The sequence below is a fragment of the Pseudidiomarina salinarum genome (genome assembly GCF_000753715.1).
Lineage (GTDB): Bacteria > Pseudomonadota > Gammaproteobacteria > Enterobacterales > Alteromonadaceae > Pseudidiomarina > Pseudidiomarina salinarum.
The window spans coordinates 158,236-181,522 of the sequence record NZ_JPER01000004.1 but is presented as its reverse complement, the minus strand read 5'-3'; the positions used below and the strand labels follow the sequence as shown (position 1 = coordinate 181,522).

The window sequence follows — 23,287 nt, the reverse complement described above, 5'->3', positions numbered from 1 at the left end:
TAGCGGGTGAATTAGCACAAAAATATCTGTGCCGGGCGGTACACTGATAGCAGTTAAGAATTTTATAAGCGGACCAATATATGCCAATGCCTATACGTAAGCCTGTATGTAAGAAAAATACCATTCTAGCCGGATTCATGCTGAGCCTGGCCGTGTTACTGAGCGGCTGTGTGCAAACCGCCGACACGTCGGATGCGGGCGGCGCCGACGCCGTGGCTGCCACTGTGCCTGAGGCGGCCAGCAAACAGCACTCGGTGGTGATTGGCGGCGAAAGCCTGAACTATACCGCCAGCTGGACGCCTTTGTTGCTGCGCGACGATGACGGCCAGGTGATCGCCAGCATTTCAGGAACATCCTACGTGGTGGAAAGCGACGCGCTGCGTCCACGCCCGGTGATTTTCTTCTTTAATGGCGGGCCAGGGGCGTCGTCATCGCCCATGCATTCAACCTTAGGCCCGCACCTGCAGGATGAATTTGAGACCCACGTGCTTGCCGAGGCCGACATGGTGTTTGTGGATCCTGTTGGTACCGGGTTCAGTCGTAATCTATCTGATGAAACGCCGTACTGGAGCCGTGAAGGCGACGCCAGCGCCGCCCGTGATTTCATCGAGCACTGGCTGAGCGAACATGATCGGGTGTCAGCCCCCTTCTATGTGGCGGGGGCCAGTTATGGCAGTTTCCGCCTGGCGATGATGATGCCAGAGCTGCAGAAACTGGGTGTAGATGGCGCGATCTTTATCTCGCCCGCTATTGATTTCAGTGGCGGCGCCGGTGAAGCCACCAACAACCGCACCTTTGTGCACCAGCTGCCGACGATGGCGGTAGGTGCCTGGCATCATAAGGTAGCGAATCAGGAATTTGATTCCGTCGAAGCCGTTTATGAACATGCCCGCAAGTTTGCGGAAAACGACTATTTTGATCTGCTGCTGGCCGGTACCCGCGCCTCAGTTGAAGAACGCCAGAGCGTGGCGGAGCGCATGAGCAAGCTGACAGGCATCGAAGAAGAGCTGCTGCTGAAGCACGACCTGCGCCTGCCCAAGCAGGTGTTTCTGGAAAATGCCGTGCCCGATTTATTGCTGGGCCGGTTAGATATGCGGGTAACGCGTCCCGCCGCGCAGCCACCGGCTAATCCGGATCGTCCGGCGGCGGCCAACGACCCTTCGCTGGGGCTGGGCAAGAGCAACAAGATCATCTCCAAAGACTGGAAGCAGTACTTAAGCGAAGAAATTGGTGTGCAGACCGAACTGGATTACTACGCCCTTAACCTGGACTTAAACTTCGCCTGGGAATGGCGCGCCGCCGAGAATTCGCCGCGGTTTGTGGTGAACCCGCTGCATCGCGTACAAGAGGTGATGCAGGCCGACCCTAAATTCCGCGCTTTTGTGATTGGCGGTTATTACGACCTGACCACGCCAGTGGCCGGCACCGAGTACTTATTTACCCGCACCGGCTTTGATCCGGAGCGTATAGAGTTTGCCTTCCTGCCAGTGCCCCATGCGCCCTTTGACGATGATGCGCACCGCAATCAACTGATCAACCAGGTGCAGGAATTTATCGCCGTCAGTGCCCAGCCGGATACCGAATTCGCCGTGGTGCAAAACGGCGAAGTGGTCGGCTCGATGGATGTGTTTGACACCGCCGCTGATTCAGTGGAAGTGATTTACCAGGTAGACCAGAACGGCCGCGGCGCCAAATTACGGGCGCTGATCGATATGAATGCTGATGGTTTTCCGGTTGACTGGCGCATTCATGGCACCTCGCTGATGGGCGGCGGTGTGACCGAGCACTATACCCTGAGCGATGGCGTGGCAGAGTGGACCAGCCAGGCCGATGCAGGCAGCGAAGAAACTGAAACCCCGTTGCTGTACGCCACTAATGATGGCACACCGTGGGAGCTTGGCCTGTATGCACGCCAACTGCTGGCCAGTGAAGATAACAGCCTGGCCGTATTGCCAGCCGGGCAGATGCGCATTGAAGAAGTGGCATCGTTGTCGGTTCCTGCGGTTGATTCTGATTCTCACGGGCAGGTGCCGCTGACAATTTATAAAATCTCCGGCCTGAACCGGGAGCCCGATTACATCATGCTGGACGACCACCATGAGTTGTTCGCCGTATTCAGCGGCGCGGAGTCGCTGATTGTGCGAGCGGGCTACCGTGATCTGACGCCACAGCTGTTGCAGCATTTTTCTACCGCCCACGACCGCAACATCGCGCAGATGCAGCAGGGGCTGGCTCATGTGCCGGAGCAACCGGTGCACATAGTCAACGTGCGGGTACTGAACGTAGATGACGGCACCTTGTCCGAGCCATCCGTGGTGATCGTTGAAGGCGAAACCATTCACGCCATTACCCCGCTGGCGCAGTATCAGGCCACTGACGGCGTGGTACGCGTAGACGGCGAGGGCGGCACCCTGGTGCCCGGTTTGTTTGATATGCACGCGCATACCAAGGACACCTCAGGTATGTACTATCTGGCGGCCGGGGTAACCGGCACCCGTGACATGGGCAACAACAACAGCTGGCTGCTGGAGCATCTGCAACAGCAGGAACGCGGTGAAGTGGTTGGCCCGCACATCTATCGCTCGGGCTTTATCGAAGGCCGCAGCCCTTACAATGCCGAACTGGGCATAGTTGCCGGCACCCTGGAAGAAGCGCTGGCGGCGGTGGACTGGTATGCCGATCATGACTACCCGGCAATCAAACTCTACAACTCGATTCACCCGGAGTGGCTGGAAGCAACGGTGGCACATGCTAAGCAGCGCGGTATGCATGTGTCCGGCCATGTGCCGGCCTTTGTCAGCCCCGATGAAGCCATCCAGTGGGGTTACGACGACATTGCCCATATTAACCAGCTGGTACTCGGCTGGCTGCTGGAAGAAGGCGAAGACACCCGTACTACCTTACGGCTGACAGCGATGCAACGCACCCACTCGCTGGATCTGGAATCCGAACCCGTACAGAACACCGTCGCCCTGATGAAAGAGCATGACGTAGCGCTTGAGACCACCATGGTGATTCTGGAGCGGCTGATGGCCAGCCGTGCGGGCGTGGTACCGCCAGGCGATGTGGACTATCTGGGTCACATGCCAATCGGTTATCAGCGCTATCGCAAACGTACCTTCGTGCGCCTGCCCGACGCCGAAACCGATCAGGCCTATCTGGACAGCGTGGCGCGACTGCTCGACATCACCAAGATGCTGCACGACAGCGGCGTAACCATATTGCCGGGCACCGATGCCCAGGACGGCTTCACCCTGCACCGCGAAATCGAACTCTACACCCTGGCCGGCATCTCCAACGCCGACGCCCTGCGCCTGGCAACCCTAGGCCCAGCCGAATACCTAGCCTGGGGCGATAAAACCGGCAGCATCGAAACCGGCAAGCGCGCTGACTTTTTCTTAGTTGCTGGCAACCCGCTGGCGGATATTAAAGCCATTAAGCAGCCACGGTTGGTGTTGAAGTCTGGTGAGCTGTATTACCCTGAGGAAATCTATACCGCGTTGGGGATTCTTCCTTTCGCTTCACCGCCGCCGGTTCTTCCGTAACCTGTAGCCCGTGGTTCTACCACGGGCCAAACCTCCCCCACAACCGATCTCTACCATCGCGCTTCGCATAATGTTAGTTAGGAAGAATGAAACCGGACAAATATATCAATATCTATGACTGCAAGGAATCTGGCAAATCAGTGACGATTCCAGTTGGCTTGATTTTTTTGTAGGAAACTGAAAGCTGCGAACGGATTTTGTCATTTCGGGCGTTCTAGTTTTCGGAACCAGTCGTCGCTGCGAAGATTCACATCAGACCATCGCTTAATTGTGGCTGCGTCAATTCCTACTAATTCTGCGAAGTGGGTGTACATCAAATCAGTAAAGCTGCTATAGATAATCCAGCTCGCATCTTGTCGGTGAGACAAAGCTTGAAGCATGGGAGTAATTTTACATTGGCTATGTTGCTGCTTTTCCTCTTGTAAAATATCCAGCGCCCCTCTTATTCCTACTCCATAATGAAAAATCTTGTGCCGAATCTGGACAAAAAAATCGGCCGTTGCTTGAGAGACCTTCAATCGCTTACTCAATTTGTCAGCTTGTAATGTTCGATTGGGAAACAAAGCTTCGAGCGCAATGAACCCATTTAACAAACGGTCATCGATAACGCCGCTATTTCCCGCGAGTTCAATAAGAAATCGCAGATACGTGCGCGACTCAGGCTTCGCTTCAATGAACGCTTTAATCTGAATGAGCGAAGAGCTGGGGTTTCTGTTTAACGCGCCATAGCTTACGGTCGAATGATCTATGAGATTCAGAACGGCCCGCTTCTCGCTTAGTTTTGCCAGAAAGCTAATTTTTTGACGAAGGTATAGCGCTAAAGCCAGGCGCAGTGTTTCTTCATCTTTGCTGAAAATTTCATCTTTAGCGTTAACGACGATTATTCCGGCCAACGACGGGTGTGTTTGGCCGTACGATTGAATTTTGACGATCTGGCTTCCTAGGGCAAGACTGGTCTTGAAGGCCTTTATGCTTTGGGCTGCACCAATAAACATCAATTGGCAGCCATTCATAGGATCAGACTGTTCGAAGTCGAATGCTAAATTTGAGCTGGGAAAGGTAAGATAACCAGCTTCCAATGTTAAAGTGTGCCGCTTGCCGGGTTTGTGTGCGAGCTGAGTGATTAATAATGGCTCATTTTCGTTATAAGACGAGAGGTAGTTTAAATTTACGTTGGCCAAGTGTTTAGCTGACAATATTCCGGCAGCGCTCTCAATTTTTATATTCTTTAGTGCCAGGCTATCGGCGCCTATAGATAGCATTTCCAATTCAAAAGGCTTGTCCGAACTGATCGGTGAACAATGAATACGCGTTCGGCCATTAACTGCTTGAATCGCCAGTTGGACTTCAACGACCCGACCTGTATTATCGCAGTGAAGCTCTCCGGTTCCGGTTAAATCGAAGAAGGACATCCTTTTCACCTTATCAGTAAGTTGGTTGGTGGTTTTGGGGGATACTCACCGATGTTTTATGCCATTCAAAAACGAAACGATCTTCCTGTAATCCCCCCGAAAAATCGGCGCATTTATAAGTAGAAAGCTCTGTTAAACTAAAATGAAGGACTGTAAATGCGCAAATCACGAGTCCTCTTCTAAACGGCGAAACGCCAATGTCTGCCAATTAACCCGTGACCTTTTAAGCTGATCCTTGTCATGAGTCGACTGCAATAGTTCGAGGCCGCATTGCTGTGCCTGCTTGATGAGTTGTTCATCACGCTGTGGGTGACTTTCGCGGATATCATCAAAGCCCCCGTGGCGGAGGCTAACAATCCATAGGCCGTTGGGCTTCAGAAGCTGCGCAATACGGACTAGAGCTTGGTGCTGCTGCGCTGGAGTCAGGTGCATCCACACTGCACTAATGAGAATTAGATCGTAACCCCCTGAGATATGGGAAAGTGTCGGCAGCATGTCATTAATCCAGGTAACCTTCTCAGATTTAGCCTCACCAATAGTACGAAGTTTTTCTGCCGGCTCTACCGCTGTTACTTGCATCCCGCGCTTGGCTAACGCCAAAGCATCGCGGCCAGAGCCTGCACCTATATCTAATACTAAGGCACCAGCGGGAAGTTGTTCTAACCAGCTCAAGCAATCAGCATGGACCTGTTCAAAGGTCAGGCTATCATATTGCTCAGCCAGCCTAAGCGCATTGGCGCTGTAAAAATCGATGTTGCGGCTTTTCGTCATCAACTATGTTGTCCTGTGCGTTAGCTTATAAAACCTGAAGCTCGAAAACATTACTGATGGGTTGAGTCTGATTGCAGCTCCCAGACCACATTCATCGGTTTACTTCCCTCGTGCTTCAGGTACCTTACTTCGCCATAGTAATGAAAGGGAGCAGCCACCCCATTTTGCAACTTGTGTTCGCGCACAAACAAAAATACTCGGCTACCTAATTTTTCGTGGTAAATAATATCCTTGCCTCTCTTGTTCTCAGGGCTAGTACTATTTTGTGATTGCCAATGGAAGTGTGCATTATCGATGAAGTGATCATGGTATTGATGCGCAGCGGCGCGGCCTTGCTTGTTCAATGTAACCAGCAGTACCTGCGCTTTTTGATCGGCCAGAACAACATGCCCGGACTGCCAATTTCCCGGATTAAACTCGACGCCAAACAGTGGCGGGATCTCTTCCCGTTTGAAATTTCTTCCTACAAAGAGTGACATCGGATCGACTTTTTCTTTGAAGCGGGCGAATGTCATCATGCTCTCGTCAGCAGGTAAATCCTCATACTCGGGGTTATTCGCCTTGAGGGTATAACTACCATCTGGATTTTTAAGTACTTTACGTAATAGGTACTGGTTATCACCTGCCTCGTCCTGCCGCTCAATCGCTATAATCTGGTTACTTATACTGCCAGCACTCGTTGGTGTGACCTGTTCAAATAAAAGATAATCACCATCATAAATCGGATTCTTTCCACCATTCATTGAGTTTCCGGAGGCCTGAGCTATGAAGTTTTTCTCCGTCAACAAACGACCCAAACCTGCCGGGGCCGCTACGTACTCTTGAACTTCGGCATTACCTGTTTTGAAATGGCCACACGCGATTTTGATATTGGGAAAAAACGGAAGCTGATCTGATCGTTCTTCAGGGAGTATGGGATCGGTTGCACTGGCTTCTGGCCGCTCAACTGGCAATGAATTTTGCGCATACTGCGACAAACGCCAGGCTAGGATTTCTTCGGTCATTGCGTTAAACGTTGGTAGTTCCTCAGCGTCGAGTGACTGCAGGAAACCAAACTGCATTCCCTCCTGAGAAAACCACTCGATCTTAGACGCTTGCTCCGCAGTAGACCAATATTTTATTGGCATATTACGCCAATGCGATAACCAAGTGCGCGCGTTGATCGACTCTAAAGGTCGAAGACTTTGAGGTAAGTCTTCGATCCAGGTGGGGTGGGCTAAATACCACTGCTTACCCCACTCAGCTAGATCCTGTATAGCAACAGATTGATTTATTGCGCGGTGTTCCAGCAAGGTTTGAAGCAAAACGAGTTTATAAGACTTTGAAGTTCTGGTGATGGTCAAATCGCGAAACCACTGTGCATGCCGTTCCAATGCTTGCACTTCCTCGTGCCCAGCATCTCCTTGTTGGTCAATAAACTCCCACCAACTTCCGTAATTCGCCCGCAGCCTTGTTAAATTGGCTCCACTAAGCCAAAACTCCTTTAACGTTGGACGTCGGTTTAGGCTACCGTTGAGCGCGGCGTACTGTTCATCCAGTCGGTCGCTGGCAAGCTCTTCTAAAAACGCTATAAAGCTTAGGTCATAATTTACATAGCAGCCGTCGGGCAAGAGCGCAGCCGGTCTTTTTGCAGCCTCAACCAGTTGCTTGCGGGTAGGTTTACCAGTGAAGCTTGAGCCAAACAACATTTCAGGGCGGTTCAGGAAGCTGTGATGGTTACCGACAAAGTCCAATACAACCAGGTTATCCTTTTCACCCGAAATACGCAGGCCGCGGCCGAACTGTTGCAAGAAAAGAATTTTAGACTCCGTTGGGCGCAGCATCATGACGGTATCGAGCTCGGGCAGATCAACACCCTCGTTAAATAAGTCTACCGAGAAAAGTATCTGTAATTTCTTGCTGCTAAGTAGCTCAAGAGCTTCTGAACGCGTTAGATTCGATTCAGTGTGAACACTTGCAGCTCGAATGCCAGAATTCATGAAAAACTCAGCCATGTAATCGGCATGTAGGCGTGAGGCGCAAAACGCTAAGGTGCGTTCCTGAGATTTTTCCTGCCATTCTCGCAATATATGGCGGGCGCGGCTGCGCGTCGCGAGCTGAGTGGACAGCTTCGTAGGGTCGAATCGACCGTTTCGCCATGGAATATGTTCGTAATCTACCTCACTATCAAAGATACCAAAGTAGCTAAATGTACAAAGCTGTTTATCCTTAATGCCAGCAAATAAGTCTCTGCGGTAAACCAGATTGTGATCACAGAGTCGTAAAATATCTGAGCCATCCGTTCTATCAGGTGTTGCAGTTAGCCCCAACATAAATTTTGGCTGAAAATACTCGAGCAATCTAAGATAACTACCCGCTGCAGCATGGTGAAATTCGTCGACAACAATATAATCGAAGTAATCTGGTGCGAAAGTTTTCAGATGCGCGGCGCGCCCTAATGTCTGGACGGACGCAAAGAGCAGCGCTGCTTTTCTATCTTTTTGCTGACCTGTGAAACGGCCGACGCGTTTATGCGGCATTATATTCAGGAAGCTCTCTTCAGCTTGCAGCAAAATTTCTTCGCGATGAGCCACAAATAGTACGCGATTTGCGTTAATCTGATGCGCGTCAAAAGCAGCCAGATAAGTTTTACCCATCCCCGTTGCTAATACGACAAGCCCCTTTTTCCAGCCTTCGGCTCGAGTCTTGGCCAAGGCTTGAAGTGCATCTTTTTGGTGTGGCTTAGGTGTTGGTATTTCAGGCTCGGGCTCTTCTTGATCAATAACTGGTATAAGGGTGAGCGGTGCCTGACGGGCTTTTTCATACCGATGCTGATAGCGCTCTATCCAGTCGAAACTCAGCTCTTTAACTTGTGGCTCCGACAGCAGGCTCAGGAACTTCTGGCGCAACTCATCCAGTCGCTGTGACGCCAACGAGTCAGCTTCATTCGGGAAATCTAGATGGTAGTTCCATTCCAGACCGTCAGTGAGCGCCTTAGCACTAATATTGCTTGAGCCTACAAAGGCGTCAGCGGTTTTCATCTGTCCATCTTCAGAGGCAAAAAAAATGTAGGCTTTTAGGTGAAAGCTCTCTCTTGCGCCAGCCTCAAAGACGCGGATGTCTGCTCCTCTCTCAGCTAAAAGCATTAGCTTCTTCAGCGCTTTGGGATCCGTGATGCACATATAATCACTGGTAAGTATCGTAAGGCGAACGTTTCGAGTTTCAGAGAGTAGCTTGGCTTCGAGGTCACCAAAAATAAGATTCAACCCTGTTGAACGGATAAATGAAACGGCAATCTCAATCTCGGTGGCATGAGCCAGGGCGCGGCGCAGGGCGGGCAGCAGTTGGCGTCCGTTACCACCGGTCAGAAGATATTGTTGATTCATGCCCAGATATCCTTGTTAGCTGCCAGTAAACTTCTCCAGTGCGGAATAAAATAGAATGTCTGGCTTCTGTGTAATCTCAGAGCTCAATGAGTTGTGCGACATCACCTTATTTTTGCTTTGACTACATTGCCAGGTTTTACTCAAAGCAACAAGGGAATAACATTTACCAGCGGAAAAGATCACTACTAACCCACTGATTGATTCAAGGCGCTTAAAAGGTGTGGGAAGTCCAATCCAGCGAAGTTTACTGGCAGTGTAATCCCCTCATTTTAAGCAGCAGTTATTTACCAACATGGCTCGCAAAGCTTATGAGCAGAAAATGTTGAACAATTTTATTACTGTTTTAATTGATGGGATCTAAAGGTATTGTTTATCTATAGCCCCAAGCCGACGACAGTCATAATGAAAAAGTCACCACTAAAGTCTAAGCCGCTTAACAACCCAGGCGAGTCACTCGAGAAGCGACTAATTGATATCGTTTTCGACGATATTTTGTTCTTTTTTATAGTAGCTATCGTGGTATTCGTCCTGGCTTTGATGGAGTGGTATCGGTGGTACTTTGAGACTTTACCAAACCCAATTTTAATGTCGGTACTCGCCGCCATAGTTGTGGTAATTGCTGGCTGGAAAGTAGTCCGTGGTTTTCGCGCTGCCAATGCGGTAAAGCTTGGAATCGCCGGAGAAAAGGCTGTTGGACAGTTCTTGGAACGGCTTCGCATAAAAGGCGCGCAAGTCTTTCACGATGTGGAAGGAGAGAACTTCAACCTTGATCATGTGGTGATTCACCGCTCGGGAATCTACGTGGTTGAAACCAAAATGATGTCCAAGCCAGCCAAGGGGAAAGCGGAGCTTGATTTCGACGGTGTTCAGATCAAGTACCGAGGCAAGGCAATTATGGGGGACCCGGTTACCCAGGTTAATGCGGCGAGTTACTGGCTTGCTGAACTACTTAGCGAATCGACAGGCCGCAAACTGCCAGTCCGAGGTGTAGTTGTTTACCCAGGCTGGTACATCAACACATCCGACGCGGGCAGCCGCACTAAGGTCTGGGTGCTAAACCCCAAAGCTTTACCTGCCTATATCGAAAATCAGCCCGAACAAATACCAGCAGAAGACATCTATCTATGTGCTTATCATTTAAGCCGCTATATACGCACCAAATGAACCACATTGTGCTTATATGCAAATGACATCTATGACCGATAAAACCCTCCACTATTACTCGCAGAATTCCGAATCGCTGGCCTAACCACGATCTGTGGAACCTGCTGCCCGCCAACGCCGAAGTGAATCGGCAGGAGTCTGACAAACTGCCCCGCCGCGAGCGTCTGATGAACTCCCGTGAGCGCATCACCGACTGGTGGTACGACGCCTGGGGCGACCGCCGGGATGAGTTTTTCACTCAGGCCAACTTCGCATTGCCCAACCTGAACGCCAACAACCGTAACTTTGATGATGTGTTTGAAGCTTTCACTCTGCAGCGGGATCGTATTAAGGATTTTCAGCAGTTGCAGGACTGGTGATCATTACTTGGCATAGATTTGGAAGCTCACCCATAACAGCGCGAACTCTGCATAGATGCCGTTAAAAACAAATATCCCCGAGATGGTCGTTAACGCGGCATAAAGATCGTTATTTGATTAAAGTATCTTTAAAAAAGTGTTGTTTGAGGCGAAGTCATCGTTTAAGTTGACTTTATGTTTACAAAAGGATTTGCGAAATTTCCATGGGAAGACTAAAAGCAGCCCCTACTTTGATAGTGGCGTTTCTCTTTTTCGTATGGGGGCTTATACCCACTGCCTTCGCTTCGACAACCAAACCTGAAGTCGTCTGGGCGGGGGTTGGCTTTTCAGGGAACTGGGGAGAAAGAGCTTCGCTATATCCCTTCACCAGTTCTTTTTTTTGCAACTCGCAAACCGCAACATGCGATCCGGAAGAGTCAATAGAGACATGGGCGCGTCAGAGGCTACTTGGTGATCAGCAGCGTGACTATCCGTTTTCCGTGAAGTTAGGACAGTTAGACACTGAAAGGCTAGAGCAGATTGGCTTGGTGATTACTATTGCGAATGAGTCAATTTCTTCTGAGAAGATGATCGTTGGAGACGCCAGCAAAACAACCTTTTTAACAAGCTACAGTATCATTGGCAGCGCGCTATTTTTTGATGTGCAAAGCAAGAAAATGATCTTTTCGGTCCCTCTGGTCACTCGCTACACCACCGCCTATGAGCAGCTGCCCGGCGCCGACCATCACCGCCAAGTGTTCAGAAACCTTCTTCAGGATGAAACCAGAGATCTTAACTTTTTTTCTGAAATGGCTCAGCGACTCAGGCGGAGCAAATTAGATTTCAGCCCATCAGCATATGTGCGTATCACTCAATCAACTTTTGGGGATGCGGTAAAAAAACGTTTTTCCAGTGCGGGTTATGTCAACACAAGTGAGAAGTTTCTTGCGACATTCTTTGAAAATGTTTTCGTAAAAGAAACCGGCTATGCATTGATCCCTAATGCCGTGGGGCATGCGGTAGGGAACAAGATCGCGACGCGGATTCCGAGCGGCGACTTAACTATTGAACTGCCGGAGCCGGGTTATGAAATGACCTTACATGTAGCTAAATTGATGTTCAGTCGCAAGCCGGGCAGGCGATCGGACTCGCTTTGTTGGGGTGGAAAAATTGAGTGGCGAATGAACGAACTTCTATTTGGCAGCGAGAGAGTTGGTCATGCAGATATAAAAAACGTTAATTGTGCTGTGGTAGGTAAACAGACCCAACTATCCCATGACGTCGAATTTATGAAATTACTGCTAGGCACTGCAGAAACCTTCGCGAAGCAATTTAGCAAACCTGATCGGGGTTGGCTGAAAAAGCATACCGATGACGAAAAGGTGGCCCGCCAGGGGATTGAAAAAATTCATAGTATCTTTGCGACAGACCTCTAAAAAGGATCCCGGAAAATGAAAAAGCTTCTGTTTATTATTCTATTGACGTTAGTACCGTTCGCGCTAATCGCGAAGGAGGTGCGAGGTGTCGGCGCAGTCGAGTATAGCTGGTTTAGTGACGACGTTAAGGCCGAGGCCATAGAGAAAGCAAAGCAGGATGCATGGCGCAGTTACACCTCCAACTTTACCGCGGCACAGATGACGATGTATCAGTCGGAATTAAAAAGTCAGTTTGAGGCAGAACTTCAGAATCTTCTCTCAAACGTCCAGGTGGAAGGTGAAAAAAACGACAAGAGTGCCGATTTATACACGGTTGCGATTCGGGCAAAGATCAACGAGGCGTTGGTTCAGGAGCTATTCCGTCGGAACGCAGCTGCATCAAATCAAGATTACCGTGACGCTTCCGATTTTGGTTCTTTATTTCTGGCGAAAGTGGCCTTATCACAAAAGCGCTTTGATGACCGCCGCACCGATGTCGAACGAACGACCAATAACTCAACCGTTGAAGAAGACTATGGCAGCGATGAGAACTCATCAATAGATAACGTCAACACTTCCGACATGACAGTGCGGGAAACCGGCGGGAGCACCGTAAGCCGGCGAGCTGAAACCGAATTTGCCGTGAATGAAGACTACAACGCTTCTTTAACCGACGTGGTATTTGAACGCCTTGAAGATGCTGGCTATTTCCCTCTGGAATACGTTGAGCTGACAGACTGTGGTGCGCCTTTTATGGAAGACGTTTACGGTGAATTCAGAGGTAATGCGGGTATGAGCTCGCGAATGGAGAAGTCGATTCGTGACGCAGCAATTGATTGTGGTTGGTCTTACATCGGCATTGGCTCTGTAACTCTAAGCGGTCATCGACAGGATAATGCCACCGGACTAAGAGCCGTGGACGCAAACGTTTCTTACAGTGTCTGGAGTATTGAAGATGGGCGTGCTCGACGTGTTGCTTCAGTGCGAAACAAAACCCATACAGCTATGCATGAAAGTGAACTTGCGGCCGAGCAGGAAGCTGTTATCAAGGCTGCTGAGTATGCAATGGATACTGTAACTGCAAAACTTCAACAACGACGTGTTCATTAATAACTATCAAATGAAAAAAGGAATCTTCTCATGACTACAAAAGCGATTAAGTTTATTGGTACTGCGGCAATCATGATGGGTATAGCCTCATTAGCATTACCGGCGCAGGGACAAAGTTTCGGTGATCTTGCCGGCGCTCTGACAAAGAAAAAAGAAAGTTCGCTAGATTGGGGGTCTGTGTCAGGCGAATCCGATACGGCCCTAATTAATCTTTATCAGGGGCAAGGCAAACTTTCAGCCGCAGTGGCAGACCTTGCTGATGTAGTAAGCCTCAGTGAGCAAGCTGCAGAACTGCGTGCTGGCGCTATAGCTGTTGAGGCATGCGGAGCAAGTTCATGCCCCGAATATTCAGAAGTAACTGCACAGGATGCTCAAGTTCAGGAACAAGTTCTCAGAGAGCTGGAAGCACAGGCTGGCTCGTTATCAACGGAGCAAAAAGAAAAAGCAGGAGATGCATTACAGAAGTACGTGCTTGGGGGTATTCAGTTCGCCAAGGGCGTTAGCGACGCGAAACGCCTCGGTCAACTTGCTGCAGACGCCCCAATGCTACAAAAGCCTAAATTTATCGGTTTAATTAAAGCGGTGCCCACTGCAGCCAAGGGTGTCGGTAACCTGGTTCAGACCGCACCGAAATTATTCAGGTTAGCTTCCGCGGCTGATATTAAAGAGCCCGAGGGTGCCGACGCTATGATGGGTGCCTTATAAGGAGGAGCTATGCTTACTACCGGACAACGGCTGACACAACTATCTACCCTGATTGCATTTGCTGCGTTCATGTTGCCCACAGCGGCTGCAGGAACCTGTGATGAAATGATCGCGGAAGCGCAGGCAATTAGTGGGGCTGTCCCTCGTTTTGAGGGCGGCCGTTTAATGTCGGTATCTATGTATGGTGAAGGTACATTCATAGCCGCGAAGCGCAGCTTGATTGCTGACGCAAGATTACAAGCGGAAATGCGTGCAAAGTCGGCCTTAACACAGTTCTTTGAAGAGGAAATTGCTCGTAACTCGCTGGTTGAGACGCTGACCGAGCAGGCCGAGTTAACCGACGGTGACGGCAATACCGAAGCGCAGGCGCTAGAAATAAGGCGTACTGTAGAGGCGATCGGTAGTAATTCTTCTGGCGTCATCGCGGGTATTATAAAACTGGATGAATGCGTTGATAGTGAAGAAAAGTTTGTTTTTGTACGAATGGGTTGGAAGCCTCAGTTTGCGCAGGCCGCGCATGGCGCGCAGGCTGAGCAGCAGCGTGCTGCTGCTGAGGCTGTACCTGGCAGTACAGAGTCTTCAGAAGTCAGAGAAAATAAAGGCTCAGTAGAGCTAATTGAGTTGAATACAACCGGCACTGGTGCCAGCCGTGACGACGCCATTCGTGCTGGGCTGCGGTCAGCCGTTGCGCAGGTTTTTGGTGAGCGTTTCGCGTCCTCTCAGTTAGTGGAAAACCAAATGGCCTCGGTCGAAGTCATGAACTCCGAAGGCGCGTCTTTAGGGGTAAGCGCTGAGGCGCGCCGTTCTTCAGAAGTTAGCTCCAGCCAGACTTCCGGACTCATTCACTCTTATCGGATCGCTGCGGTTCGTGAAGAGAGTAGCGGTTATACTGCGGATTTAGCCGTTACCCTGGCGAAGTACTCGAGTTCGCTGGACCGAAGTAAGAAAAACCTTATTGTCTTGTTCCCTACGGGACAAGGCGATGTTCAGCTTTTGGCAATGTTGCAAGACCAGATTGAGCGTCGCATGGCAGCGTCAGGTAGCTACAACCTGCTCGATCGTGAGTTTCAGGGAGCTGCACAACGGGAACTCGGGCTTTTGGCTAGCGGGAATAGCAGCGTCGAAGAACTGGCTCGTCTGGGGAATCACGTTGGAGCTGATGTTTTACTGATAACCGAGATCAGTGACTTTTCAGAACAGATTACAGAGCGAAAAGTTGGAGATCGCGTTATAAACCGCGCCATTTTGAATGCGATAGTGACCGTGAAAATGATTGATCCGGCAACCACACAAGTATTACTCAGTGATGTGGTCACGCTCCGAAATCGACGTATGCAGCAAACCGAAACAGCGGCTTATGCCAATGTTATAGCGGAAAGCGTAAGTAGTCGAGCTGGCGGAGGTCAGGTTGATAATTCTGCTTCGTCAGGTGACCCCGCCGCGGCAAAACGAGCCGCTGAGGAAAAGAAAAAAGCGATGGAGAAAGAATATGAAGATAATTGGTAAGAGTTTTATTGCTGTAGCAATGCTCAGCGCTTCGTCAGCCACTTTTGCACAAGCATGTGCTGAGATGGAAGCAGAGGCTGGAGCTATTTCCGGGGTGGTACCGAAATTTGATGAGGCCGGTCAACTGGAGTCAGTATCTATGTACGCTGATGCCACCTTTATCGTACCTAAGCGAAGCTTGATTCGTACCGCCCGGGAAGAGGCCGAGCTTCGCGCTAAAGCGGCGTTATCACAGTTTTTTAAAGAAGAAGTTTCACGCGGAACCTTAGTTGAGTCACTTACCGAACAGGTCGAGTTGACGGATGGCAAGGGGAATACCGAGGCGCAGGTATTAGAGATAAAACGTGCGGTTGATAGCATGAGTAGCAGCACAGCAGCAGTTATCTCCGGAATAATCAAACTCGATGAATGCGTCGATATTGAGCAAAAGTACCTTTTAGTTAGAATGGGATGGAAACCTTCATATATTAAAGAGAAGGCTGCCGAGCAAAGCAAAGTCACTGAATCAAAGGGCTATCGGAAGAAAAGTAGTTTAGCTGATGAGTTTTAAGTCTTTAGCTTTAGCAGCGGCACTGATGTGGGTGATCTGCTTTTTTCCGGCGGCCCAGGCTGGCTGCTTGGATCAGGTTACCGGTGAAAGCGGGAATAATTTCAGCACAGCGGTTATGTGTACCAATACGCTTTCGCAGCCAAGCTATCAGTTTTCGTTTTATGAGAATGCTGACATTTTTTATGGCATGTTTAGTTTCGACAAGCGCAACGCTGGATGGCTGTGTGTCACTCACGGTAATATTGAAGGTGATAATCTGAAATGTCAGAAAAGCGGGCTGCGAAATGTACAAGCTGCTTATCAAAACGGTAATAGCCGCGTGGAAATGATTGACTTAGATCATCGTGATGCGACTGACCGTATGGCAGCCATTCTTGATTCAGATCTAGACTTCAGTACCGCAGGTAGGTCTGCCGATATTACTGAGGTTGGCTGTCTGGCAGCGGTTAATAATTCTGCGATCTATCTTGCCTATAGCGCTTCAAATATCTATTCGTTATCTAACTGTTTATTTGCGTTCGAAAAGTTTCTCTCCAAAAATCCCCGTCTTGCGCTGAAGCTGAGATAAATCAAGAAGCCTTTAAGTTTTATACCCCCACCACTCACCCGCCCAATCCCCCCACCCACCGCCGACACGTTGACATCCGCCGCCACAAACGATATCAAGGTTACAGACTAAAAACGAATAATACCCTGACGGAGAGAACCCCATGTTTGAATATAAACGTATCGCGCTGGCCGTGTCGCTGGTGTTAATGACGACCGCGTGCTCAGAAGCACCACAAACCAACAATACAAATACTGCCGCTGAAAACGCGCAAACCGAGCAAGCCGCCAAGGCCGAGCTGACCGAATCGCAGAAGGCTAACGAGCTGTTTGAAGCGATCTTCATGGAAGCTGTCATGCGCAGCCCCATGTATCAGTCGTACCTAGGTATCAAAGATGACCAGGATAAGTGGGACGACATCTCGCCCGCGGCGACTGAAGAAGAGCTGGCACTGCAAAAAGATCAGCTGGCGCGCGTGAAGGCTATCGATGAGTCCAAACTCGATAAGCAAACCAAAGTCAGCTACCTGCTGATGAAGCAGCAGCTTGAGCACGACATTGCTGACTATCAGTGGCGTCACCATAACTACCCGGTGAACCAGATGTTTGGCCTGCACTCAAGTGTGGCTTCACTGCTTATCAACCAGCATCGCATCAACGAAGTGGTTGACGCCGAAGCTTATATTTCGCGTCTGAACGGCTTACCTGAGCTGTTTGACCAGCTGGCTGAAAACCTGCGCATCCGTGCCGAAAAAGGCATTATCGCGCCCAAGTTTGTGTATCCGTACGTGATCAGCGACAGCAAGAACATCATTACCGGCGCGCCTTTTGATGATGGCGAAGCCAGTGCGCTCTGGGCTGACTTCTCTGGAAAGCTCGACAACCTCGAAATTGACCAAAGCAAGCGCGACGAACTGATGAGCGCGGCCAAACAGGCCATGCTGGAGTCAGTGAAGCCGGCCTACCAGAACCTGGTCAGCGCCATAGAAGAGATCGCTGCGCAAGCCGACACCAAAGACGGTGCCTGGAAATTCCCTGACGGCGAAGCCTTCTACAACAACGCGCTCAAGCGCACGACTACCACCGACCTCACCGCCAACGAGATCCATGAGATCGGCCTGAGCGAAGTGGCCCGTATCCACGATGAAATGCGTGTGATCATGGAGAAAGTGGGATACGAAGGCACCCTGGAAGAGTTCTTCGTATACATGCGTAACAACGAAGACTTCATCTATCCGGCCACCGAAGAAGGGCGCAAGCGTTATCTGGATGAGGCGACCGCCTACATCGACAGCATGAAAGGCCGTCTGGACCAACTCTTCCTGCGTCAGCCAAAAGCCGACCTGATCGTGAAAGCGGTGGAGCCGTTCCGTGAAAAATCTGCGGGCAAGGCCTTCTATCAGCAGCCATCTATGGACGGTTCGCGTCCGGGCACCTACTACGCCAACTTGTACGACATGGCGTCGATGCCGACTTACCAGATGGAAGCCCTGGCTTACCACGAAGGTATTCCGGGTCACCATATGCAGATCGCCATTCAGCAAGAGCTTGAGGGCATTCCGTCGTTCCGTAAGTTCGGTCGCTATACCGCTTACAGCGAAGGTTGGGGCCTGTACAGCGAATTCCTGCCAAAAGAATATGGCTACTATGAAGACCCATACTCTGACTTTGGCCGCTTAGCCATGGAGCTGTGGCGCGCTTGCCGCCTGGTGGTTGATACCGGCATCCATTCGAAAAAATGGACGCGCGAAGAAGGTATTGAGTACTACGTGAGCAACACGCCAAACGCCCGTGCCGATGCTGTCAAAATGGTTGAACGTCACATTGTGATGCCAAGCCAGGCCACCGCGTACAAGATTGGCATGAACAAGATCCTGGAACTGCGTGAGAAAGCCAAAGCCGAACTCGGCGATGCTTTCGACATCCGTGAATTCCACGACGTGGTACTTGCCAGTGGTCCGGTACCGCTGAATATTCTTGAGCAGTTCGTCAACGAATATATTGCCTCGAAGAAAGGTTAATAACCTGACGGCTTCTTATGCAGTGAGCCGTTTGCTCCTGCTATTCGGCTCACTTCATGAGCCGAATAGCGGGGCTGGTTCAGCGTAACGACACAGATGCTCGAATTCATCAGTACATTTTTCATGGGTGCCGTTATATCCGGCGGCCTGATTGTGGCCATTGGCAGTCAGAATGCCTTCTTGCTGAAAACCGGCCTGACTAACAATCATCCGTTCGCGGCGGCGACGGTCTGTTTTGTCGGGGACATTCTGCTGATTGGTGCCGGGGTGTTCGGCATTGGTGCGCTCTTCTCGGTCGATAGTATCTGGGGGCTGGCACTAAGCCTGGGCGGTGCGGCGTTTTTGATCTGGTACGGCAGCAGAGCGCTGAAAGCGGCGATTCAAGGCGAAAGTACCCTGCAGGTAAGCGCTGCTGAGTCACCCCGCAGTTCGTTAAGAGCCACTCTGGCCATGGCCCTCGCCATGACCTTCTTAAACCCTCATGTTTACATCGATACCGTGGTGCTGGTCGGCGGCGTGACCGCCAGCCTGGCCGACCATCTGCGGCCCTGGTTTGTCGCTGGCGCCTTGCTGGCATCGGCTACCTGGTTTTATAGCCTGGTGTTTGTCGCAAAAAAACTGGCCCATATACTGAATAAGCCCAAAGCCTGGCGCGTCATCAATACCCTGATCGCTGCCTTGATGTTCCTGATTGCCGCCAAGCTATTGGTGCAGGTGCTGACCGCCACTTGAGCTGGGTCCTGTAGCGATTTCCCGGGTCACATTTGAATCATTGTACAGAGTTATGTACAATGATTATTGCGTCAGCGACTTAAGGACATTTCAATGACTATCAAGGTTATTTCATACAGCGAGGCGCGCTCTGGTCTTAAGCGCCACATGGAAGCGGTGTGCGAGGATCACATTCCGACAGTTATCACTAATCAGCGTGGCAAACCTGTGGTGTTATTATCTCTGGAAGATTTCAGCCGCATGGAAGAAACCATCCATTTGCTCAGTTCACCGGAAAACGCTTCGCGGCTTGCTGACTCGATCGCGCAACTTAAGGCAGGAAAATCCGTGTCTCAAGAGCTGAACGATGCCGAAAAAGAATAAGCCGCTACTGAGCGGGACGGCAATTGCCTGGGACGATTATTTGTCCTGGCAGAACGATCCGGTAAAACGAAGAGCAATTGATGCGCTCATCAGAGCATGTATGCGCACTCCTTTTGCCGGCATTGGTAAGCCAGAACCACTGCAGGGCAGCTTGTCAGGATTCTGGTCTCGTCGTATCGATCGCAAACATAGGCTGGTGTACCACTTTGAGGAAGGCTACCTGACAATTCTTCAGTGTCGCTACCACGACCAGAAATGATTACCTAATAGCTCAAGGTCAGAACCAACTTCCGCGCACCCGCCTGGTCCCTGTGCTCGCAGAGGTAGATGCCCTGCCAGGTGCCCGTATTTAGTTTGCCGTTGCTGACGGGCAGTGACACGCTACTTCCTAACAGGCTGGCCTTCAGGTGCGCCGGCATATCATCAGGGCCTTCGAACGTATGTTTATAGTAGGGCGCATTCTCGGGCACCATTTTATTGAAATGACTTTCAAAGTCTTCGCGTACCGTTGGGTCGGCGTCCTCATTAATGGTCAGCGATGCCGAAGTATGCTTGATAAATACGTGCAAAAGCCCCGCCTTAATGTCACCTAACTCCGGCAGCGCCTGCAGCACTTCGTCGGTGATAATGTGAAAACCGCGCGAGCGGGCGCGCAGCGTCATTTCTTTTTGTTTAATCGGCATGGTCGACCTCCTGGCGAATCAAATACTAGCTAATCATCAACTGAAACCCCAGCATTGCGAGAAATGCCAGCACGATGAGCGCGCCCATGCTTTCAGAAGATAAATCTTCTTTGGCGTCAGGCACCAGTTCGGCGAACACCATCCAGATCATCGCGCCGGCGGCGAGACCAAAGCCAAACGGCAAAAATGGCTGGAAGATGGTGACAAAGGAATAGGACGGTATAGCCATCAGCGGCTGCGGCAGACTGCTTACGACCGCCCAGAAGGCAGCCCAGGGTACGGATACACCGCGCGGGACCAGGATCAGCGCAATCGCCAGACCTTCGGGAATATTATGCACCGCAATCGCAGTGGTGATAAACACTCCGAGCTCGTCACCGCCGCCGTAGGACACGCCCACACCCACGCCCTCGGCAAAGGAATGGGCAATCATTACCCCCATGATCAGAAAGGCTTTTCTGGCATCCGCGCCTTTCAGTTCCCGTACATGGGGTGAGCCCCGGCTATCAATCCAGCGGTAAGCCAGCACAATGAGCACTAAGCCAACCAGCATGCCGAGCATGGTTAGCCAGGTATCCTCGTTAAAACCTTCAGCGATAAGGCTATGGCTGGCGGCCAGCATCAGGCCGGCCGCGATCGCTGACCCAATACTCAGCCAATGCTTACCTACCCGGCGGGTAAACAGGAACGGGAGGGCTCCCAGACCCGTCGCCAGGGCCGTAATTAACGCGGCAATAAATACGCTAAACAGGTTAACCTCTACATTCATGTTCGCCCCGGTTTAAAAAAACGATACCCCAAGGGTAGTAGATAAAAAGCACATTTTCTGTATTGCGAATCATTCGCATTTACACTAATATCTGCCCCCATCAATTTTAACCAGCAAAATGAAAGGGTGCACACCGTGAAAGCATTATCAGCGATCGCTTTAGGAATGGCAGCTGCCGGAATTTCTATCACAGTAGCTCACGCTGCTGATCCACAAACCTATGAAGTCATGGAGCGGCTGCAGATCACTGGTCAGCAGCAAAGCGGCTACCTGATCGAAGAGCAGGAATCAGCCACCAAGCTGGATATCACTGTTAAAGAAACCCCGCAAATGGTGACTGTGATCACCAGCGAAGAGCTCAAAGACTTCGCGCTGCACGATCTGAACAGCGCGCTGGAAAATTCCGCGACCATCAACGTTGAGCAGGTCGAAACTGATCGTACTTATTTCTCGTCGCGCGGCTTTGAACTGAATAACTTCCAGGTTGATGGCCTGGGTCTGCCGCTGATTAACAGTAATACCCACGGCCGCATGGACGCGGCGCTTTATGACCGCATCGAAGTGGTGCATGGCGCCAATGGTGTAATGACTGGTGTGGGTAGCCCGGCTGCTACAGTGAACCTGATCCGTAAGCGCCCGACCTCTGATTTTCGTGGTTCAGTGAACGCTACGGTCAGTTCATGGAGCGGCAAGCGCCTTGAGGGCGATGTGTCCGGTGCCTTTACCGATTCACTGCGCGGCCGCCTGGTCGTGGTTGGTGACGAAGGCGAGTCCTACCTGGACCGCTATGAGAACCAGACGCAGGTGGTTTATGGCGTAATTGACTACGCACCCACAGCGAACACTCTGATTACTTTAGGCCACAGCGAACACGACAGCGATACCGACGGCAACATGTGGGGCGCGCTGACTTTGTATTACGGTGACGGCACGCCGACCGATTTCGATCGTTCAACTAACATCGCAGCGGACTGGTCTACCTGGGTCGTAAAAGAAAGCCGTAGCTTCGTGGATATCGAAACCGCATTGAGCGCGCACTGGAACCTGCGTGTGGCCTACAATCGGGTACGCACCGATGAAGACAGCTTTTTGTTCTACACCTACCTGGGCGACGCTGCCGCAGGCCTGGACCCGGAGACCGGACTGGGTCTGGTGGGCTATGGCAGCGAGTATGACCTGGATGACAAGCAGGACACCCTCGATGCTTACGTCAGCGGTAGTTTCGCTGCCTTCGGCGAACGCCACGAGCTGGTATTCGGTGCCAACTATGCGCGCTTAGATTACACCGACATGTCGCTGTATGACTTCCATACCGGCAACGGCTTTCCGGCAATGCCGGCGCTGCCAGACTGGAACGGCAACACGCCATTCCCTGAGTTCACCGACGGCCTGGCCGGCAGTGAAATCGATAACACCCAGAAAGCCGTTTATGCCCAGGCGCGTTTTTCAATCAACGCTGATATGAAAGTGTTAGTGGGCGGCCGTTACAACGAGTTCACTACCGACGGTATCGGCTACGGCGTGGATCAATCGCGTGATGACGGTCAGTTTATTCCGTACTTTGGTGTGACCTATGACATCAGCGATGCCACTACTGTATATGCGTCGTATACCGAAACCTTTATGGCGCAGAACCAGCGGGACGCGAACTTCGAGCGGCTGCCGCCACTGACTGGCACCAACGCCGAAGTGGGTGTGAAAATGGAACTCTTTGAAGGCGCTATGCTGTCTGCTGCGTACTTCGACACCGAACAGAAGGACCTGGCCGTTGCTGACGGCACTGTTATGAACCCTAACACCGGCGTACCAGAGACTGTGTACCGCGCGGCAGTTGGTGTGAACAGCACTGGTTTTGAAGCCGAGCTGGCCGGTGAAATCATGCCGGGCCTGCAGGGCAGCATTGCCGCCACCGTATTTGATGTTGATGGTGATGACACGGTTGAAGACTATACGCCTGAACAACTGTTCCGCGGCTCGGTGACCTATACGCCGGCTATGATGGAAAACCTGAAGTTTGGGGTGAGCTATCAGTGGCAGGACAGTATTTCGCGCTTCCAGGGCCTCGTTGGCGACATGTATGCCAATGCCGGTGAAGAAATCATCACGAGCCAGGATGCGTATGGCCGCCTGAACCTGATGGCTAGCTATCGCTTCAACAACGCCTGGAGCCTGAGCCTGAACGCCAATAACGTGACTGACGAGAAATACATCAACAGTCTGTTGTGGCCAACTCAGGGTTACTACGGTGCCGAGCGTAACTACTCAGCTACGCTAACCTTTTTATTCTAAAAG

At 51.0% G+C, this 23,287-nt stretch carries 19 protein-coding genes; 14 read left to right on the top strand and 5 right to left on the bottom strand.

Going from position 1 to position 23,287, the window contains the following annotated elements; genetic code table 11:
• Nucleotides 1-80: 80 nt before the first annotated feature.
• Nucleotides 81-3,545 carry an amidohydrolase family protein gene (locus IDSA_RS12035; RefSeq protein WP_084694088.1) on the top strand — a complete coding sequence of 1,155 codons (3,465 nt, stop codon included), beginning with the start codon at nucleotides 81-83 and terminating at the stop codon, nucleotides 3,543-3,545.
• 200 nt (nucleotides 3,546-3,745) lie between these two features.
• Here IDSA_RS12035 and IDSA_RS08460 read toward each other — a convergent pair whose 3' ends face one another.
• From IDSA_RS08460 to IDSA_RS08450, 3 genes are all read right to left on the bottom strand, one after another.
• On the bottom strand, nucleotides 3,746-4,957 hold the full coding sequence (locus IDSA_RS08460; protein ID WP_034775965.1) for a hypothetical protein: 1,212 nt from the start codon (nucleotides 4,955-4,957) through the stop codon (nucleotides 3,746-3,748).
• A gap of 165 nt (nucleotides 4,958-5,122) precedes the next feature.
• Nucleotides 5,123-5,728: a class I SAM-dependent methyltransferase gene (locus IDSA_RS08455; protein ID WP_034775962.1), complete on the bottom strand. Its 606-nt coding sequence runs from the start codon at nucleotides 5,726-5,728 to the stop codon at nucleotides 5,123-5,125.
• 50 nt (nucleotides 5,729-5,778) lie between these two features.
• Nucleotides 5,779-9,093 (bottom strand): DUF3427 domain-containing protein, encoded by a 3,315-nt coding sequence (locus IDSA_RS08450; RefSeq protein ID WP_034775955.1) that lies wholly within the window; start codon nucleotides 9,091-9,093, stop codon nucleotides 5,779-5,781.
• A 402-nt stretch (nucleotides 9,094-9,495) separates the two neighbouring features.
• Between IDSA_RS08450 and IDSA_RS08445 the strand changes: the two genes are divergently transcribed.
• From IDSA_RS08445 to IDSA_RS08390, 12 genes are all read left to right on the top strand, one after another.
• Nucleotides 9,496-10,257 carry a nuclease-related domain-containing protein gene (locus tag IDSA_RS08445; RefSeq protein WP_034775953.1) on the top strand — a complete coding sequence of 254 codons (762 nt, stop codon included), beginning with the start codon at nucleotides 9,496-9,498 and terminating at the stop codon, nucleotides 10,255-10,257.
• Nucleotides 10,258-10,424: 167 nt separating this feature from the next.
• Nucleotides 10,425-10,616, top strand: coding sequence for a hypothetical protein (locus IDSA_RS08440; protein WP_034775951.1), 192 nt, complete (start codon nucleotides 10,425-10,427; stop codon nucleotides 10,614-10,616).
• A 203-nt stretch (nucleotides 10,617-10,819) separates the two neighbouring features.
• Nucleotides 10,820-12,031, top strand: coding sequence for a hypothetical protein (locus IDSA_RS08435; RefSeq protein ID WP_034775949.1), 1,212 nt, complete (start codon nucleotides 10,820-10,822; stop codon nucleotides 12,029-12,031).
• A 15-nt stretch (nucleotides 12,032-12,046) separates the two neighbouring features.
• Nucleotides 12,047-13,120 (top strand): hypothetical protein, encoded by a 1,074-nt coding sequence (locus tag IDSA_RS08430; protein WP_034775947.1) that lies wholly within the window; start codon nucleotides 12,047-12,049, stop codon nucleotides 13,118-13,120.
• 30 nt (nucleotides 13,121-13,150) lie between these two features.
• Nucleotides 13,151-13,825: a hypothetical protein gene (locus tag IDSA_RS08425; protein ID WP_034775945.1), complete on the top strand. Its 675-nt coding sequence runs from the start codon at nucleotides 13,151-13,153 to the stop codon at nucleotides 13,823-13,825.
• 9 nt (nucleotides 13,826-13,834) lie between these two features.
• Nucleotides 13,835-15,331 carry a CsgG/HfaB family protein gene (locus tag IDSA_RS08420; RefSeq protein WP_034775942.1) on the top strand — a complete coding sequence of 499 codons (1,497 nt, stop codon included), beginning with the start codon at nucleotides 13,835-13,837 and terminating at the stop codon, nucleotides 15,329-15,331.
• Nucleotides 15,315-15,881 carry a hypothetical protein gene (locus tag IDSA_RS08415; protein WP_034775940.1) on the top strand — a complete coding sequence of 189 codons (567 nt, stop codon included), beginning with the start codon at nucleotides 15,315-15,317 and terminating at the stop codon, nucleotides 15,879-15,881. Before IDSA_RS08420 ends, IDSA_RS08415 begins: the two co-directional genes overlap by 17 nt.
• Complete coding sequence (locus IDSA_RS08410; RefSeq protein ID WP_126760576.1) at nucleotides 15,871-16,449, top strand: hypothetical protein; 579 nt, start codon at nucleotides 15,871-15,873, stop codon at nucleotides 16,447-16,449. The genes IDSA_RS08415 and IDSA_RS08410 overlap by 11 nt, the downstream gene beginning before the upstream one ends.
• Before the next feature lie 142 nt (nucleotides 16,450-16,591).
• The gene (locus IDSA_RS08405) at nucleotides 16,592-18,448 is read left to right on the top strand and encodes a DUF885 domain-containing protein (protein WP_034775935.1); all 1,857 of its coding nucleotides are present in this window, start codon (nucleotides 16,592-16,594) and stop codon (nucleotides 18,446-18,448) included.
• A 123-nt stretch (nucleotides 18,449-18,571) separates the two neighbouring features.
• Complete coding sequence (locus IDSA_RS08400) at nucleotides 18,572-19,180, top strand: LysE/ArgO family amino acid transporter (protein ID WP_232221287.1); 609 nt, start codon at nucleotides 18,572-18,574, stop codon at nucleotides 19,178-19,180.
• Nucleotides 19,181-19,273: 93 nt separating this feature from the next.
• Complete coding sequence (locus tag IDSA_RS08395) at nucleotides 19,274-19,543, top strand: type II toxin-antitoxin system Phd/YefM family antitoxin (protein WP_232221286.1); 270 nt, start codon at nucleotides 19,274-19,276, stop codon at nucleotides 19,541-19,543.
• Entirely contained in the window at nucleotides 19,527-19,802 is a 276-nt protein-coding gene (locus IDSA_RS08390) for a Txe/YoeB family addiction module toxin (protein ID WP_051986184.1), read from the top strand. Before IDSA_RS08395 ends, IDSA_RS08390 begins: the two co-directional genes overlap by 17 nt.
• 4 nt (nucleotides 19,803-19,806) lie before the next feature.
• Here IDSA_RS08390 and IDSA_RS08385 read toward each other — a convergent pair whose 3' ends face one another.
• Entirely contained in the window at nucleotides 19,807-20,226 is a 420-nt protein-coding gene (locus tag IDSA_RS08385) for a secondary thiamine-phosphate synthase enzyme YjbQ (protein ID WP_034775931.1), read from the bottom strand.
• A gap of 25 nt (nucleotides 20,227-20,251) precedes the next feature.
• Nucleotides 20,252-20,995, bottom strand: coding sequence for a ZIP family metal transporter (locus tag IDSA_RS08380; RefSeq protein WP_034775928.1), 744 nt, complete (start codon nucleotides 20,993-20,995; stop codon nucleotides 20,252-20,254).
• A gap of 135 nt (nucleotides 20,996-21,130) precedes the next feature.
• Between IDSA_RS08380 and IDSA_RS08375 the strand changes: the two genes are divergently transcribed.
• A complete protein-coding gene (locus IDSA_RS08375; RefSeq protein WP_232221285.1) occupies nucleotides 21,131-23,284 on the top strand; it encodes a TonB-dependent siderophore receptor in 2,154 nt (717 codons plus the stop codon).
• Nucleotides 23,285-23,287 lie beyond the last annotated feature (3 nt).

Bases quoted from the DNA above. Each gene is read 5' to 3' on its own strand.
- IDSA_RS08410 (WP_126760576.1), top strand. From the start codon at position 15,871: ATGAGTTTTAAGTCTTTAGCTTTAGCAGCGGCACTGATGTGGGTGATC.
- IDSA_RS08440 (WP_034775951.1), top strand. From the start codon at position 10,425: ATGAACTCCCGTGAGCGCATCACCGACTGGTGGTACGACGCCTGGGGC.
- IDSA_RS08425 (WP_034775945.1), top strand. From the start codon at position 13,151: ATGACTACAAAAGCGATTAAGTTTATTGGTACTGCGGCAATCATGATG.
- IDSA_RS08455 (WP_034775962.1), bottom strand. From the start codon at position 5,728: ATGACGAAAAGCCGCAACATCGATTTTTACAGCGCCAATGCGCTTAGG.
- IDSA_RS08460 (WP_034775965.1), bottom strand. From the start codon at position 4,957: ATGTCCTTCTTCGATTTAACCGGAACCGGAGAGCTTCACTGCGATAAT.
- IDSA_RS12035 (WP_084694088.1), top strand. From the start codon at position 81: ATGCCAATGCCTATACGTAAGCCTGTATGTAAGAAAAATACCATTCTA.
- IDSA_RS08385 (WP_034775931.1), bottom strand. From the start codon at position 20,226: ATGCCGATTAAACAAAAAGAAATGACGCTGCGCGCCCGCTCGCGCGGT.
- IDSA_RS08395 (WP_232221286.1), top strand. From the start codon at position 19,274: ATGACTATCAAGGTTATTTCATACAGCGAGGCGCGCTCTGGTCTTAAG.
- IDSA_RS08420 (WP_034775942.1), top strand. From the start codon at position 13,835: ATGCTTACTACCGGACAACGGCTGACACAACTATCTACCCTGATTGCA.
- IDSA_RS08380 (WP_034775928.1), bottom strand. From the start codon at position 20,995: ATGAATGTAGAGGTTAACCTGTTTAGCGTATTTATTGCCGCGTTAATT.
- IDSA_RS08400 (WP_232221287.1), top strand. From the start codon at position 18,572: ATGGGTGCCGTTATATCCGGCGGCCTGATTGTGGCCATTGGCAGTCAG.
- IDSA_RS08405 (WP_034775935.1), top strand. From the start codon at position 16,592: ATGTTTGAATATAAACGTATCGCGCTGGCCGTGTCGCTGGTGTTAATG.
- IDSA_RS08450 (WP_034775955.1), bottom strand. From the start codon at position 9,093: ATGAATCAACAATATCTTCTGACCGGTGGTAACGGACGCCAACTGCTG.
- IDSA_RS08445 (WP_034775953.1), top strand. From the start codon at position 9,496: ATGAAAAAGTCACCACTAAAGTCTAAGCCGCTTAACAACCCAGGCGAG.
- IDSA_RS08430 (WP_034775947.1), top strand. From the start codon at position 12,047: ATGAAAAAGCTTCTGTTTATTATTCTATTGACGTTAGTACCGTTCGCG.
- IDSA_RS08435 (WP_034775949.1), top strand. From the start codon at position 10,820: ATGGGAAGACTAAAAGCAGCCCCTACTTTGATAGTGGCGTTTCTCTTT.
- IDSA_RS08390 (WP_051986184.1), top strand. From the start codon at position 19,527: ATGCCGAAAAAGAATAAGCCGCTACTGAGCGGGACGGCAATTGCCTGG.
- IDSA_RS08415 (WP_034775940.1), top strand. From the start codon at position 15,315: ATGAAGATAATTGGTAAGAGTTTTATTGCTGTAGCAATGCTCAGCGCT.